The organism is Nonomuraea sp. NPDC050022, assembly GCF_044460705.1.
In the GTDB taxonomy this organism is placed as follows: Bacteria; Actinomycetota; Actinomycetes; order Streptosporangiales; family Streptosporangiaceae; genus Nonomuraea.
Window position 1 is genome coordinate 368,484 of sequence record NZ_JBITKE010000002.1, and the last position, 13,799, is coordinate 382,282.

The following is a 13,799-nucleotide window of genomic DNA, read 5'->3' on the forward strand; positions in this document are numbered from 1 at the left end:
TCGGTAATGTGTTCGGTGAGTGAGGAAGCTGTGACAGGAGGTGCGCGATGGCGATCCGCCGCCCCACCACCAAACGCCACGGCCTGCCCACCGTCGTGCAACTACGGCTCACGCCCACCCCGGCCGAGGCCGACGCCCTGGCCGCGGCGGTGCTGTTGTGCAATCAGGCGGCCACCGTCATCTCCCGGCTGGCCTGGCAGCACCGCGTCTTCACCGTGCTGGAGTTGCATCGGCTGGCCTACTACGAGGTGCGCGGGCAGATGGCCGGGCTGGGCGCGCAAGCGACTGTGCGGGCGATCGCCCGCGTCGCCGGCGCCTACGCCAACCGGCGCGCCAGCAAGAAACGCGCCCACATCTTCCGCCCACACGGCGCCGTCCCCTACGACGCCCGGCTGATGAGCTTCAACCGGGACGCCCGCACCGTATCTTTGTGGACCCCCACCGGCCGCGTCACTCTCCCCTACACCGGCCGGCCAGAAGACCTCAAAGCCGTGGACGCGCTGCCGCTCGGCGAGGCCGACCTGATCTGCAGACGCGGCGTGTGGCTGCTGCAGGTCACCCTCACCCTGCCCCAACCGGCGGTGCGTGAGCCGGTCGGCGGCTTCGTCGGGGTGGATCAAGGGGTGGCGAACCTGGCGGTCACCTGCGACGGCGTGGTGCTGCCCGGCCCCGCCCTGGCCGGACCGGTCAGCGGCAACGGCCACGTCCGCACCCTGCGACAGCGGCGGCACCGGCAACGCCGACGGCTGCAGAAGAAGGGAACTTCTGCGGCGCGGCGGGTGCTGCGCCGCCTTGCCGGGCGTGAGCACCGGATGATGACCGACCTCAACCACCAAATCTCGAAGTACGTGGTGCGTGAAGCCGAACACACCGGCCGCGGCATCGCCCTGGAGGACCTTCAGGGCATCCGCGCTCGGGTAAGGGCTCATCGGCTCCAGCGGCACACCCTGCACAGCTGGGCCTTCGCCCAGCAGATCACCTTCACCCGCTACAAGGCCGCCCGCGCCGGGATCGCCTTCGCCCTGGTCGACCCCGCCTACACCTCGCAGGCGTGTCCGGAATGCGGGTACGTGTCCAGGGCGAACCGGCCGGCGCGGGGCCGGTTCGTCTGCACCAGGTGTGGCCTCGCTGGGCACGCCGACCACATCGCAGCCCGCAACATCGCCACACGCGGCGCTGCGGGCTGGGCTGCCATCAACCAGCCACACGCTACCGGCCTTCCCTCAGCCAGACGGGACCGAGAGAGCAAACCACCAGCTTCAACCGGCGGTAGTTGATTTCTCCTTGCTTCACTCCGGACGCAATGACAATCCCGTGTATTCGACCCGGTCCTCGTCGAGCAGCGCCACCTGCTCGACCCCGGATTCCAGCAGTTCACCCCAGTTCTCGCCAAGCCAGGACTCCGCGTCCGCCTGGCTCGGAAAAACTTCTCGCGGCAAAGGGCGATCCGTTACCTCACCACCATTTGCATTTTCATAACGCCACCGCCATGTCATGCCATACGCTCCTTTTCCGCGGGTTCGCCGACGCACCCTCCGACGGCACTGGAACCTTACTCCCGAGCTTGGCGGTCAATCGATGCCGCGCGCGTATCGTGTGGCGGCGGGAGTCGCCGTCGCGGCGGCCGCCTTCCTCGCTGCCCCCTCCCGCCCTCGCCGCATTCTGGGTCTTCCCCACCCTCGCCACACTCTCCGTCGGACCCAACGACCCCGTCCCCGGAGCGCCCGACCCCAACGCCGTACGCCTATGGAGCGTCTGGCAGAGCGACGACACCGCTTGGCTCGCAAGCTCCGCCAAGGACGCTCCGCCGGACGGCTCGATGATCGGCCGGCGCTTCTCCGCCTCGCCCGACGGCACCGCGACGGGGCCGCCTGGGGGCGACCTGCCGTCGTTCCAGACGGTGTGCGGCAAGGACGCCGCGGCCTCCGGCGGCAAGCGGGTCGTGGTCAGGGTGGACTTCGGCGACCCCGAGTCTGACGCCTTCCCCGGCGAGCAACCGCCCGCGGAGGGGCTGACGAAGTGCGTGACGGGCGCGGAGACCGCCTCCACGGCCCGACTACTGGCCACGGCCGCCAAGGCCCGTGTGAACGCTCAGGGGGACGTGGTGGCGATCAACGCCTACCCGGCCAGGGCCGCCGCCGGCACCGACCTGGGCACCCCCGTCTCACCCACTGACGCCTCATCAGACGGCGCCTCGTCGCACGGGCCGCCACTCACACTGATCCTGGGCGGCGCGGTCGCCCTCGTCCTCCTCGGCGGCGGCGGCGGCGCCATCGTGGCCACCCGCCGCCACCCCCGAACCCCCTCCCGCTGACCTACACCCGACACCCCATGCCCGCGCCCACGCCCGCCCCCGACGCCAGGCTCCAGGCCCTAACGCGCTGAGAGCGGCAATTCCGCTTCGGGTCGCTCCCCAACCCCAAGGCCCCCAGCCCGCCGAAACCGACAACTCCGGTACGGACCACCCTCCAACCCAAGAGCCCCAAGCCCGCCGAAACCGGCAGTCCGGTTGGAGACCATCCCCCCAAGAACCTCAGCCCGCCGAAATCGGCAGTCCCGCCGCAGGCCACCCACAAGAACCTCAGCCAGCCGAAAGCAGCAGCTCCGTTGCGGGCCGCGATGCCGGAGCCTATGTACGCTCGGCCCGGTGAAACTCCATCTCGCCGGTACCGCGGGCCCCACGGGCTGGCCGGAGCCGGGTTGCCCGTGCGCCTCATGTGCCGGGCTCCCCTACGGCCACAGACGACCGTTCGAGCTCGTCGTCGACGGTGTGGCGCGCTTCCCGTTCGACGACGTGCCGCCCGGTTACCGGGTCCTGGCCGACGGTCACGGCCTGGAGGGTCCCGATGGCACGCGCCTGCTATACGCGCCCTCAGAGGCGACGGCAGCCCCGGAGCCGACAACGGCCCCGGCCGGCCCGTACGACATCGTGCTGGTCGATCCGCTCGTCCGGCCCGAGCGGATCGGGCTCCTGCGCCGGGCGGGACTGGTGGCCGACAGCACCCAGGTGGTGGCCGTCGGGATGGACCACCGGGTCAGGTCCGAAGAGGAATTGTCGCGGCGGCTCGCCTTGTGGGGGGTGCGAGCCGTGCCGGACGGGACGACGCTCGACACCGCGCTCGCCGTCCCACCGGCTTCACGGGCTCCAGCACAGCCGAGGAGAACCCTGCTGCTGGGCGGTTCCCGTTCGGGCAAGTCGGCGGAGGCTGAGCTACGACTGGCCGCCGACCCGTACGTCACCTATGTCGCCACCGGCTCGCGCGGCGAAGGCGACGGTGAGTGGGCGGCGCGGGTACGGGCCCACCGCGAGCGCAGGCCCACGCACTGGGTGACGGTGGAGACCACCGACCTGGCGGGGACTATCCGCGCGGCGACGACGCCGCTGCTGGTCGACGGGCTGGGCACGTGGCTGGCGGCGGTGTTCGACGAGTGCGGTGCCTGGGACGGCGATCGGGCGCCGGTGACCGCGCGCTGCGATGAGCTGGTGGCGGCGTGGCGGGGGACGACCCAGCGGATCGTGGCCGTGTCGGACGAGGTGGGCATGGGCGTGGTGCCCGCCACGGCCAGCGGGCGCGCGTTCAGGGACGAGCTGGGGCGACTCAACGAGCGCCTCGCCGACGAGTCCGAATATGTCGCTCTGGTGATCGCCGGCCGCCCAGTGCGTCTGTGACACCGGGATACGCGACGTCGGAGTGCGGTCGGGCCGGGCGGCGAAGCGCTCTGGCGTACGACCGGGCCCAGCGGCCGACCGCTTCGGCGTACGGCCGCAGACCGCCCTGGCACACCACCGGTCTAGTGGCGGATCGCTCGGGCGTACCAGCGACCCTCCATGCGGTCGACGTGCAGGGAGCGGCCGAAACAGTCGGACAGGTTCGCGGGCGTGAGGACGTCCGCGACCGGCCCCGACGCCAGGACGCGCGCGTCGCGCATGAGCATGGCGTGCGTCGTCGTGGCGGGTACCTCCTCCAGGCGGTGGGTCACCGTCACCGTGGTGAGCACCGGCCTGGTCGTCGCCAGGTCCTCCACCGCCTCGATGAGGTCCTCGCGGGCCGGCAGGTCGAGGCCGGCGAACGGCTCGTCGAGCAGCAGCACCGCCGGGTCGGCCATGAGCGACCTGGCCACCCTGATCCTGGCCCGCTCACCCTGGGAGCACACCCGGAACAGGCGCTCGGACAGGTCCTTGCAGCCCACGTCCCCCAGCAGGCGCAGTGCGCGGTCCCGCTCGGCGTCGCCGTACCTGTCCCAGAGCGGGGCGCTCGTGCCCGTGTGGCCGGTGAGCACCACGGTGAGGGCGGTGGCGCCTTCCTCCTCCAGGAGTTCCTCGTCGATCAGCCGCTGGCTGGAGGCCACCAGGCCGATGTGGCGCCGCAGCGAGCGTACGTCGGCCCGGCCGAGCCGGTGGCCGAGGACGCTGACCGTGCCCTCCGTCGGGTGCCGTACGGCCGCGGCCAGCGAGAGCAGCGTCGTCTTGCCGGCACCGTTGGGCCCGAGCACGGCCCAGTGCTCGCCGTACTCCACTCGCCAGTCGACCGCACTCAGCAGCGACTTGCCGGCGACCCGGACGCTTACGCCTTCGAGTTCAACAACGTGCATCCGGCCACCCTAGTGGCCGCCCCCGGACTCCCTCAGCGTCCGATGGGTGGGGGTTATTGCTATTTTTACGGCCGGCCCGGTGAGCCCCACCCGCCATCTGCGGCTGAGGTCTGTCCAGGGGCACGCTCCTCCGGTTCACCGGGCTGGGCGCCGTGACGTGCGTCTACTTGACCCCGGTCCGTGGACGCGCCGACACCATAGGGAGGGTGTGCGGCTTCTTGGCCGGTCCGTGGGCGTGTCGGCGACCGTAGGGAGAGCGTGATGGACGGGGTGCGGTTCTCGGTCGGGACGCTGAGTGTGTTCCCGGTCCGGGTGACACTGGTCGATCGCCAGGTGGCGGGGCGGGCGATGGTGCTGGCTCCGGCCGTCGGGCTGGTGCTGGGCGCCGTGGCCTGTCTGCCGTTGCTGCTCCCGGGGCCGCCGTTGCTGGGTGCGGCGCTCGCGGTCGGGGTGCTGGCCGTACTGACGCGGGGGCTGCATCTGGACGGCCTGGCCGATCTCGCGGACGGGCTGGGCAGCGGGAAGCCCGCCCCTCAGGCGCTCGACATCATGAAAAAGTCGGATATTGGGCCGTTCGGCGTGATCACCCTGGTGCTGACGCTGCTCATCCAGGTGACCGCCCTTTCCGGGCTCGAACCGCCCGCCCTGACCGGGCTCGGGTCCACATCCCTGGCGACCGCTCTTTCCGGGCTCGGGCCGCCCGCCCTGGTGGCCGCCTGCGTCACCGGCCGGTTGGCGCTCACCTGGGCCTGCCGGTCGAGCGTTCCCGCCGCCCGCCCCGACGGGCTCGGCGCGCTGGTCGCGGGCACGGTCCGGCCGGGCGCCGCCTGGGCGGCCACCGCCCTCGCGCTGGCGGCGGCAGCGGGCCTCGGCCTGGTGGCGGGACAAGGGATGGTGTACATCCTTCCCCTTGGCGTGGCCGCCGGGCTCGCGGCGGCCTTGCTCCTGCTCCGCCATGCCAGGCGGCGCCTGGGCGGGGTCACGGGCGACGTGCTGGGGGCCCTCGTCGAGACGGCCACGGCCACCACGCTCACGGTCTGCGCCGTGCTCGGCTGACCGACGCCGCCCTTCACGGCCACCGCGCTCACGATCTGCGCCATGCTCGGTCGTACCCCTTGAGAGCGTCACGCCTGTACGGCGGGCCGCTCCGCGATGAAGGCGTTGATCAGGGCCGCGCCGCGCTCGGCGTCGTCGATGCTCACGGCCAGCTGCCCGCCGGAGCGGTAGCGGATGATCAGGCATTCGCCGCCCCGCAGCATGATGGTGGCGCTGCCCGGCAGCCCGCGCAGGCCCCAGCCCCCGACCTGGCTCGGATACCGCGACTCGGACCACGCCTTGTCGATCTTCGACAGCCGGATCCGCCGCACCGGCCAGCCCAGCGGCCCGAACCCGATCGCCAGCCCGTCCCGGGTGACCCGGGCGGTGAGCGACGAGGTGAGCAGTCCGGCGAACAGGACGATGCCCAGCCCGGGCACCGTACCCCCGGCAGGCAGGCCCGCCAGGACTCCGGTGATCGCCAGCACGCCGGCCACGGCCAGGGCGACGGCCGCGGCCATGCTCATGGCGGTCAGCCAGGAGTTGGTGATGCGGCTGACCCATACCGAGCGCTGTCCCGGCTGGAGCCGCAACCGGGGCGGCTCCTCACCCACGGGCGGGCGCTGGTCGAGGCCGCCCCTGCCGAGGTAACCGGCCAGGAGCGCGGCGGCGAGCGCGGCGCCGATGACGACCAGCACGGTGCGGCCTTCCAGGTCCGCCTCCCGCCAGGTGGGCACGTCGAGGTTGGCGAGCAGCGTCGCGCCGCTCATGCCGAGCGCGAACACCCCCATGCCGGCCAGGGACCCCCACCAGTACATCCGGCTGAGCCTGCGCTCCATCGCCTTCCCGTTCACCGCGACCCCGAACAGCACCGCCCAGGCCACGCCCCAGGTCACGACGCTCACGACCAGGAAGGCAGTGAACGAGTGCTCGCCATCGGGCACGAGACCCGATCTCCAGTGCACGGCCAGCGGGTCGGGCAGCCGGCCGCGCAGGGCGAGCGGGGCCGCGACCAGCGCGGCGGCGACGATCAGCCCCCAAGCGGCGGCGGCGAATCGCGAGTTCATGGCAGCTCCTCCAGCATCGTGATGAGGTCTTCGCGGCGGTAGCCGAGCCTCGTGGCCTCTTCCAGCAGTTCGCGGGCCCGCTGCAGGAGCAGTGCCCGCCCGTCGGCGCGGCCCGCGACGCTGACGCCGCGCCCCCGCCGGAACTCCAGCAGCCCCTCGTCACGCAGGTCACGCAGGGCGCGCAGCACCGTGTTGGGGTTGATGCCGAGCGCCTCGGCCAGGTCGCGGGCGGGTGGCAGCCGGTCACCCGGCGCGTACGAGCCCTCGCCGATGGCACGGCGGATCGCGCCGGCCACCTGCTCGTGCAGGGGACGCGCGTCGTTGAGGTCCAGAGTCAGCAACATGGTGCTAATGACACTAGCACCAAGTCGTCATGTGCGCGCGACGGCGAATGGTAGGATGAACCCCTGTTTGTGAGTACCTCTAAACCCTGGATAGCATCGGTTTACGTGACCACTGTGCGGCTGAACTCAGCAGATCCAGTCTCTTTCGACACCGACGCGCTGATCGTCGGGTTCCGGTCCGGCCCGGAAGGCCCTCGCCCCGCCACGGACGCCGAGTCCCTCGACGCGGCCTTCGGCGGCAGACTCGCCGCCACGCTCACCGCCGTCGGCTTCTCCGGCAAGCCCGGAGAGCTCGCCAAGGTGCCCGTGTTCGGCGCCATCACCGCTCCGCTGCTGGTCGCGGTCGGTCTCGGCGACTCCGCCGACGCCGAGACGCTACGCCGCGCCGCGGGAGCCGCCGTACGGTCCCTCGCCGGCACCGCCCGCGCCGCGCTCCTCCTGCCCGCCGAATCGGCCGACCAGGCCGAGGCCGTGGCGCTGGGCGCGCTGCTGGGCGCCTACGGGTTCTCCCGCTACCGCACCAACGGCGAGGTGAAGGCGCCCGTGGGCGACCTCACCGTACTGTCGGCGAACGAAGCGGATGGATCCGACGGGATCGCCGGTCGCGCCTCCGTGCTCGCCGAGTCGGTCACGCTCGTCCGCGACCTGGTCAACACACCGCCCTCCGACCTGTGGCCGGCCAAGTTCGCCGAGATCGCCGAGCAGCGCGGCGGCGAGGCCGGGCTGAGCGTCGAGGTGCTCGACGAGAAGCAGCTCAAGGACGGCGGCTACGGCGGCCTCATCGGCGTCGGCCAGGGCTCGGCCAACCCGCCGCGCCTGGTCCGCCTCTCCTACACCCACCCCGAGGCCACCAAGACGCTGGCGTACGTGGGCAAGGGCATCACGTTCGACTCCGGCGGCCTGTCGCTCAAGCCGTCCGCCTCCATGGACTGGATGAAATCCGACATGGGCGGCGCGGGCGCGGTTCTGGGCGCCCTGATCGGCGTCGCCCGCCTGGCCCCGAAGGTCAACGTCGTCGGCTACCTCTGCCTGGCCGAGAACCTGCCCAGCGGCACCGCGCAGCGCCCCTCCGACGTCATCCACAGCTACAGCGGCAAGACCGTCGAGGTGCTCGACACCGACGCCGAAGGCCGCCTGGTCCTCATGGACGGCATCGCTCGCGCCGCCGAGGACTCCCCCGACCTGATCGTCGACGTGGCCACCCTCACCGGCGCGCAGATCGTCGCACTCGGCTGGCGCACGGCCGGCGTCATGGCCAACGACGACGCCGTGCGTGAGCTGGTCGTCGAGGTCGCGGGCGCCGCGGGCGAGGGCGCCTGGGGCATGCCGCTGCCGGAGGAGCTGCGCAAGGGCCTCGACTCCCCGATCGCCGACATCGCCAACCTCCAGCCCGAACGCTGGGGCAGCATGCTGGCCGCGGGCATCTTCCTGAAGGAGTTCGTGCCCGACGGGGTGCGCTGGGCGCACATCGACATGGCCGGACCCGCGTTCAACAAGGGCGAGCCGCACGGCTACACGCCGAAGGGCGGCACCGGGGCCATCACCCGCACGCTCATCGGACTGGCCGAGCGGCACGCGAGCATCTGAAACAAATGAAAAGATGACGGCATCACGAACACCCCGACAAGGAGCCTGACTGTGGCCTACGACATCGTCGTCCTGGGAGGCGGCAGCGGCGGATACGCCTGCGCGCTACGGGCGGCTGAGCTGGGCAAGACGGTCGCCCTGATCGAGAAGGACAAGATCGGCGGCACCTGCCTGCACAGGGGATGCATCCCCACCAAGGCCCTGCTGCACTCGGCCGAGGTCGCCGACGAGACCCGCGAGAGCGAGACGTTCGGCGTCAAGGCCCGGTTCGACGGCATCGACGTGCCGGCCGTCCACGCGTTCAAGGACAAGATCGTCACCCGCGCCTGGAAGGGCGTGCAGGGCCTGCTCAAGGGCGCCGGCGTGACGATCGTCGAAGGCGAGGGCCGGCTGGTCGGATCGCACCGGATCCAGGTGGGCTCCGAGGTCTATGAGGGCCGCGACATCGTCCTGGCCACCGGCTCCGCGCCCAAGTCGCTGCCCGGCCTGGACATCGACGGCGAGCGCGTCATCACCAGCGAGCACACGCTGAAGATGGACCGCGTGCCCTCCTCGGTGATCGTGCTGGGCGGCGGCGTCATCGGCGTCGAGCTGGCCAGCGTCTACCGCTCCTTCGGCGCCGAGGTCACGATCGTCGAGGCGCTGCCCCACCTGCTGCCGACCGAGGAGGAGTCGAGCTCCAAGCTGCTGGAGCGCGCCTTCCGCCGCCGCGGCATCAAGTACGAGCTGGGCGTCTTCTTCGAGGGCGTCAAGACCACCGACACCGGTGTGGTCGTCACCCTCGCCAACGGCAAGACCCTCGACGCCGAGCTGCTGCTGGTCGCGGTCGGCCGCGGCGCTGTCTCGGCCGGGATGGGCTTCGAGGAGCAGGGCATCAGGGTCGAGCGCGGCGCGGTCGTGGTCGACGAGCACTGCCAGACCTCGATCCCCGGCGTCTACGCCATCGGCGACCTGATCCCGACCCTCCAGCTGGCCCACGCCGGGTTCGCCGAGGGCATCATGGTGGCCGAGCACATCGCCGGGCTCAACCCGCCCGCCATCGACTACGCGGGTGTGCCGCGCATCACCTACTCCGACCCCGAGGTCGCCTCGGTGGGCATCACGTCCGCGCAGGCCACCGAGCGCGGCATCGAGATCGTCGAACAGGTCTACGACCTCGCGGGCAACCCCAAGAGCCAGATCCTCGGCACCGCGGGTGCCGTCAAGGTCATCGCCCAGAAGGACGGCCCCGTCGTGGGCGTTCACATGGTGGGCCGCCGCATCGGCGAGCTCGTGACCGAGGGTCAGCTGATCTACAACTGGGAGGCGCTGCCCGCGGAGGTCGCCCAGCTCATCCACGCCCACCCGACCCAGTCCGAGGCCGTCGGTGAGGCGATGCTGGCCCTGGCCGGCAAGCCGTTGCACGTACACAACTAATTCAAGCCCTCGAAATAAGAACGCGAGAGAAGATAACGATGCCGGTCTCTGTACAGATGCCCCAGCTCGGCGAGAGCGTCACCGAGGGCACGGTGACCCGTTGGCTGAAGAAGGAGGGCGAGCGCGTCGAGGCCGACGAGCCGCTCCTCGAAGTGTCGACCGACAAGGTCGACACCGAGATCCCGTCGCCGTCCGCCGGCGTCCTCACCAAGATCGTCGTCGCTGAGGACGAGACCGTCGAGGTCGGCGCCGAGCTCGCCGTCATCGACGAGAACGGCCAGGCCGGCGGCGCCGCCACGCAGGAGGCCGCGCCGGCGCCCGCCGCGCAGCCCGAGCCGCAGCCGGAGCCCGAGCCGGCCCCGGCTCCCGCGCCGGTCTCCTCGATCCCGCAGCCCGCTCCTGCCCAGGCTCAGGCCCCGGCGCCCGCGCCCGCCCCGGCGCCCGCTCCGGTGCAGCAGGCCCCGGCCGCTCAGGCGCCCGCCCCGCAGGCTCCGGCCGCCACCGAGCCGACCCAGCTGCCGTCCTCGGGTGACAGCCCGTACGTGACGCCGCTGGTGCGTAAGCTCGCCAACGAGCACGGTGTCGACCTCGAGTCGATCACCGGCACCGGCGTAGGCGGTCGCATCCGCAAGCAGGACGTTCTGGAGGCCGCCAAGTCGCAGCGCGAGCAGGCCGCCGCGCCGGCTCCCGCCGCCGCCCAGGCCGCTCCGGCTCCCGCCGCCGCGCCCGCTCAGGCCGCGCCGGCTCATGTCGCCGCCGCTCCCGAGCCCGTCGAGGTCGACACCACGCTGCGCGGCCGTACGGAGAAGATGTCGCGCCTGCGGCAGACCATGTCCAAGCGCCTGGTCGAGTCGCTGCAGACCGCGGCCCAGCTCACCACGGTCGTCGAGGTCGACGTCACCAAGATCGCCCGGCTGCGCGAGCAGGCGAAGGCCGACTTCCTGCGCCGCGAGGGCGTCAAGCTGTCGTTCATGCCGTTCTTCGAGATGGCGGCCATCGAGGCGCTCAAGCAGCACCCGAAGCTCAACGCCACGATCAACAACGAGACCATGGAGGTCACCTACTTCGACGTCGAGCACCTGGGCCTCGCGGTCGACACCGAGCGCGGCCTGATCGCGGCGGTCATCAAGAACGCCGGCGACCTCAACCTGGCCGGCCTCGCCCGCAAGACCGCCGACCTGGCCGAGCGCACCCGCGCCAACAAGGTGACGCCCGACGAGATCACCGGCGGCACGTTCACGCTGACCAACACGGGCAGCCGCGGCGCCCTGTTCGACACGCCGATCCTGAACCAGCCGCAGGTCGGCATGCTCGGCACCGGCGCCGTCGTGAAGCGTCCCGTCGTGATCGACACCGCTGAGGGCGAGGTCATCGCCGTTCGGTCGATGGTGTACTTGGCGCTGACGTACGACCACCGCCTCGTGGACGGCGCCGACGCGGCCCGCTTCCTGACCACCGTGAAGCGGCGCCTCGAAGAGGGTCGTTTCGAGGCCCAGCTGGGACTCGCGTAGTTCAGGCGCGTCAGGGCCGGGGATTGATCGCCTTCCTCGGCCCTGGCCCACCCACCTCGGACGTCGGGGACGGCGATTCTGAGGGATCGCACCCACCGCCCTCGACTCGGTCAGCTGGTGGTGGTGACGAGGTAGACATCGCTGCCGACGACGTGGCCGAGCAGTTCCTCGACGCGATCGGCGGGGAGCGCGATCACCAGGCCCGTTCGTGGCTCGCCGCCGGACAGGTCGAGGACGGTGACGCCGGAGAAGGTGAGGGATTGCGCCTTTTCGGCCGATGTGGCGGGCGGGAGCACGAGGCGCAGCATGGCCGTCGTGCCCCGGGCGGCCGCGTCGGCGTACAGATGGCCGGGGCCCGGGCGCAGGGTGATGACGGTCTTGCCGTCGACGGCGCCGCGTGGCAGACGAGGGCCCAGGGCTTCCGGGGGTACCTGCTTGCCCTCCTCGATCTGGCGCAGCACGTACCGGCCTACCGCGCCGACCGCGGACGGGCCCTTCACGTCGGTGCCAGCGAGGACCTGGTACGGGTGCAGCGTGCGGGCGGCCACCCAGCCGCCCGGCGATCGGACGGCCACATTGCCCACGACGACGAGGATCCCCATGGCGGTCGCCACGGCCACCAGCCACGGGCCCAACCGCAGCGGTCGTGCCTTCCGCCCGCCCCCCGAGGCACTCACCGAAGCTCCGGCCACGGGTGCGAGGTCGTCGAGCGGGCTGTCCCGTGGCTCCGCAGGGTCAGGAACGGCCCCGGGGATGTCCCGAGCAGGCTCGGCGGGGTCCGGAACGGGCTCGGTGGACTTCGGGGCGGGCTCAACGGACTTCGGGGCGAGTCCGGAGGGGGCCAAAACGGGCTGCATGGGCTCGGCGGCCGGGTAGCCGAGGCTGGTGACGTGTTCGCTGTCGGCCGCCCCGATCACCCAGAGCTTGTCCAGCTGCCGCCACTGCTCCGGCTCGCCACGATACTCGGACGGCCGCCGCAGCCCCATCGTGTCCAGCAACGTCCACCGATACACGTCGAACGCCGAACGGAACAACTCCCCGTACGGCTCAGCGGCACACACTGCCCCCCGATACCCCCACCACGCGACCACCAGCCCGCCCCAGCAGCACCCCAGCGCCCAGTGCCACGGCAGCAGCACCGCCCCGAGCGCCCCGCCCGCCAGCGAGAACGCCAGCCCCAGCCCGCTCACCGTGACCATGAGGTCGAGATCCCCCGCGGCCGCCGCGAACGTCTGCCGGAAGGTGTCCGGCAGCGTCGCGTACAGGCGCGGCCACGCCGTCACCCCGTCGATGCCGTACCTGTCGCGGCTATGGTCCTCGGCCCCCCGCAGGATGTTGCCCAGCGCGGTCGGCATCAGCCGGGACTCCTCCACCGGATACAGCGAGCCCCGCTGGTCGTCGGATGCCATGAAACGCAGCCGGCACCGCTCGGCCAGCCGTTCTCCGTACGGCAGGCCGTCCCAGTAACCCTCATAGACCCGGATCAGCCCGGCCCGCCGCACGGCGACGAGCTGGCTGATCAGCAGCGCGCCCGCGAGGACCAGCCCCGACATGACGACCTGCGCCTCCGCGCCGAGCCCCGACCACCAGCGGGCCGCTGTGGCCCAGCCCACGCCCGCGACGGCGACCGCCGCCAGGGCGCTCAGGAAGGCCAGCACCGGCAGGAACGTCGTGGTGAGCAACCGGCGGTCGACCACCCCCGACGCCGCTTCGACGAGTCCGCCCATGTCAGGCGCTCCAGTAGGGGACGAAGTCGTGATCCCCGTGCTGGCAGGTGTAGGCGGCCGCATGACTGAAGCGGCGGAAGGTGTTCGTCGCGCCGCAGGTCTTGCACTGGATGCGGCTGGGGCCCGGCGCGGCCCGCCTGCCGTAGGGCTGCGCGTCGCCGAGCTGCCGTCCAGAGACGAGGCGGGAGGCGGTGTCGCGAACGATCTCCGCTTTGATCGCCTCAGCGCTGAGCACGCCCACGACGTCCTTCCCCCGTACGATCACCAGGCCTGGGCTGCCGGACACCAACGCGTGCAGCAGGTCGGCCGAGTCGAGCACGTCGCCGAACGGAGTGTCCGCCTCGACGACGCAGGCCGGTCCCCGCTTGCCCGCGCCGGTGAGCCCGGCAGGCTCACCGTCCGGTCCGAGCAGGACCGTGAACCCCGGCCCGCCGTCCGCCACCTCCGCGACGGTGAAGTCATCGGTCATCAACTCCTCGACCGGCCGTTGCCGCTCCACACCTTCCCCCTCCTGCCGTG

The 13,799-nt window shown here is 71.9% G+C and carries 13 protein-coding genes; 7 read left to right on the forward strand and 6 right to left on the reverse strand.

Features of this window, described 5'->3' with window-relative positions; all coding sequences use genetic code 11:
• The first annotated feature begins 47 nt into the window (after positions 1 to 47).
• Positions 48 to 1,277 (forward strand): RNA-guided endonuclease InsQ/TnpB family protein, encoded by a 1,230-nt coding sequence (locus tag ACIBO2_RS08210; RefSeq protein WP_397295976.1) that lies wholly within the window; start codon positions 48 to 50, stop codon positions 1,275 to 1,277.
• A gap of 12 nt (positions 1,278 to 1,289) precedes the next feature.
• Here ACIBO2_RS08210 and ACIBO2_RS08215 read toward each other — a convergent pair whose 3' ends face one another.
• Entirely contained in the window at positions 1,290 to 1,496 is a 207-nt protein-coding gene (locus ACIBO2_RS08215; RefSeq protein WP_214637851.1) for a hypothetical protein, read from the reverse strand.
• A gap of 68 nt (positions 1,497 to 1,564) precedes the next feature.
• Here ACIBO2_RS08215 and ACIBO2_RS08220 point away from each other — a divergent pair, with 68 nt between their 5' ends.
• Both ACIBO2_RS08220 and ACIBO2_RS08225 read left to right on the forward strand, forming a co-directional pair.
• A complete protein-coding gene (locus tag ACIBO2_RS08220; protein WP_397295978.1) occupies positions 1,565 to 2,314 on the forward strand; it encodes a hypothetical protein in 750 nt (249 codons plus the stop codon).
• A 333-nt stretch (positions 2,315 to 2,647) separates the two neighbouring features.
• The gene (locus ACIBO2_RS08225; protein WP_397295979.1) at positions 2,648 to 3,670 is read left to right on the forward strand and encodes a bifunctional adenosylcobinamide kinase/adenosylcobinamide-phosphate guanylyltransferase; all 1,023 of its coding nucleotides are present in this window, start codon (positions 2,648 to 2,650) and stop codon (positions 3,668 to 3,670) included.
• 122 nt (positions 3,671 to 3,792) lie between these two features.
• Here ACIBO2_RS08225 and ACIBO2_RS08230 read toward each other — a convergent pair whose 3' ends face one another.
• On the reverse strand, positions 3,793 to 4,593 hold the full coding sequence (locus tag ACIBO2_RS08230; protein WP_358538665.1) for an ATP-binding cassette domain-containing protein: 801 nt from the start codon (positions 4,591 to 4,593) through the stop codon (positions 3,793 to 3,795).
• A 261-nt stretch (positions 4,594 to 4,854) separates the two neighbouring features.
• On the opposite strand from ACIBO2_RS08230, the gene ACIBO2_RS08235 reads away from it, so the two are divergent.
• Positions 4,855 to 5,649 (forward strand): adenosylcobinamide-GDP ribazoletransferase, encoded by a 795-nt coding sequence (locus ACIBO2_RS08235; RefSeq protein ID WP_358538667.1) that lies wholly within the window; start codon positions 4,855 to 4,857, stop codon positions 5,647 to 5,649.
• 68 nt (positions 5,650 to 5,717) lie between these two features.
• On the opposite strand, the gene ACIBO2_RS08240 is transcribed toward ACIBO2_RS08235, so the two are convergent.
• Complete coding sequence (locus ACIBO2_RS08240; protein ID WP_358538670.1) at positions 5,718 to 6,695, reverse strand: hypothetical protein; 978 nt, start codon at positions 6,693 to 6,695, stop codon at positions 5,718 to 5,720.
• The gene (locus ACIBO2_RS08245; protein WP_357944901.1) at positions 6,692 to 7,039 is read right to left on the reverse strand and encodes a GntR family transcriptional regulator; all 348 of its coding nucleotides are present in this window, start codon (positions 7,037 to 7,039) and stop codon (positions 6,692 to 6,694) included. The genes ACIBO2_RS08240 and ACIBO2_RS08245 overlap by 4 nt, the downstream gene beginning before the upstream one ends.
• Before the next feature lie 105 nt (positions 7,040 to 7,144).
• Between ACIBO2_RS08245 and ACIBO2_RS08250 the strand changes: the two genes are divergently transcribed.
• The 3 genes from ACIBO2_RS08250 to sucB are packed head-to-tail and all read left to right on the forward strand — an operon-like array spanning position 7,145 to position 11,553.
• Positions 7,145 to 8,626 carry a leucyl aminopeptidase gene (locus ACIBO2_RS08250; RefSeq protein ID WP_358538673.1) on the forward strand — a complete coding sequence of 494 codons (1,482 nt, stop codon included), beginning with the start codon at positions 7,145 to 7,147 and terminating at the stop codon, positions 8,624 to 8,626.
• Positions 8,627 to 8,677: 51 nt separating this feature from the next.
• On the forward strand, positions 8,678 to 10,042 hold the full coding sequence (lpdA, locus tag ACIBO2_RS08255; protein ID WP_397295980.1) for a dihydrolipoyl dehydrogenase: 1,365 nt from the start codon (positions 8,678 to 8,680) through the stop codon (positions 10,040 to 10,042).
• 38 nt (positions 10,043 to 10,080) lie between these two features.
• Positions 10,081 to 11,553, forward strand: a complete 1,473-nt coding sequence (sucB, locus tag ACIBO2_RS08260) for a 2-oxoglutarate dehydrogenase, E2 component, dihydrolipoamide succinyltransferase (protein WP_358538679.1) — start codon at positions 10,081 to 10,083, stop codon at positions 11,551 to 11,553.
• Positions 11,554 to 11,663: 110 nt separating this feature from the next.
• Here sucB and ACIBO2_RS08265 read toward each other — a convergent pair whose 3' ends face one another.
• A complete protein-coding gene (locus ACIBO2_RS08265) occupies positions 11,664 to 13,280 on the reverse strand; it encodes a hypothetical protein (protein WP_397295982.1) in 1,617 nt (538 codons plus the stop codon).
• Position 13,281: 1 nt separating this feature from the next.
• Entirely contained in the window at positions 13,282 to 13,779 is a 498-nt protein-coding gene (locus ACIBO2_RS08270) for a hypothetical protein (protein ID WP_358538685.1), read from the reverse strand.
• Between the last annotated feature and the right edge of the window lie 20 nt (positions 13,780 to 13,799).

Excerpts from the sequence above, each read along its gene's own strand:
- ACIBO2_RS08210 (WP_397295976.1), top strand. The coding sequence starts at position 48 with ATGGCGATCCGCCGCCCCACCACCAAACGCCACGGCCTGCCCACCGTC.
- ACIBO2_RS08215 (WP_214637851.1), bottom strand. The coding sequence starts at position 1,496 with ATGACATGGCGGTGGCGTTATGAAAATGCAAATGGTGGTGAGGTAACG.
- ACIBO2_RS08230 (WP_358538665.1), bottom strand. The coding sequence starts at position 4,593 with ATGCACGTTGTTGAACTCGAAGGCGTAAGCGTCCGGGTCGCCGGCAAG.
- ACIBO2_RS08235 (WP_358538667.1), top strand. The coding sequence starts at position 4,855 with ATGGACGGGGTGCGGTTCTCGGTCGGGACGCTGAGTGTGTTCCCGGTC.
- ACIBO2_RS08240 (WP_358538670.1), bottom strand. The coding sequence starts at position 6,695 with ATGAACTCGCGATTCGCCGCCGCCGCTTGGGGGCTGATCGTCGCCGCC.
- ACIBO2_RS08245 (WP_357944901.1), bottom strand. The coding sequence starts at position 7,039 with ATGTTGCTGACTCTGGACCTCAACGACGCGCGTCCCCTGCACGAGCAG.
- sucB (WP_358538679.1), top strand. The coding sequence starts at position 10,081 with ATGCCGGTCTCTGTACAGATGCCCCAGCTCGGCGAGAGCGTCACCGAG.
- ACIBO2_RS08265 (WP_397295982.1), bottom strand. The coding sequence starts at position 13,280 with ATGGGCGGACTCGTCGAAGCGGCGTCGGGGGTGGTCGACCGCCGGTTG.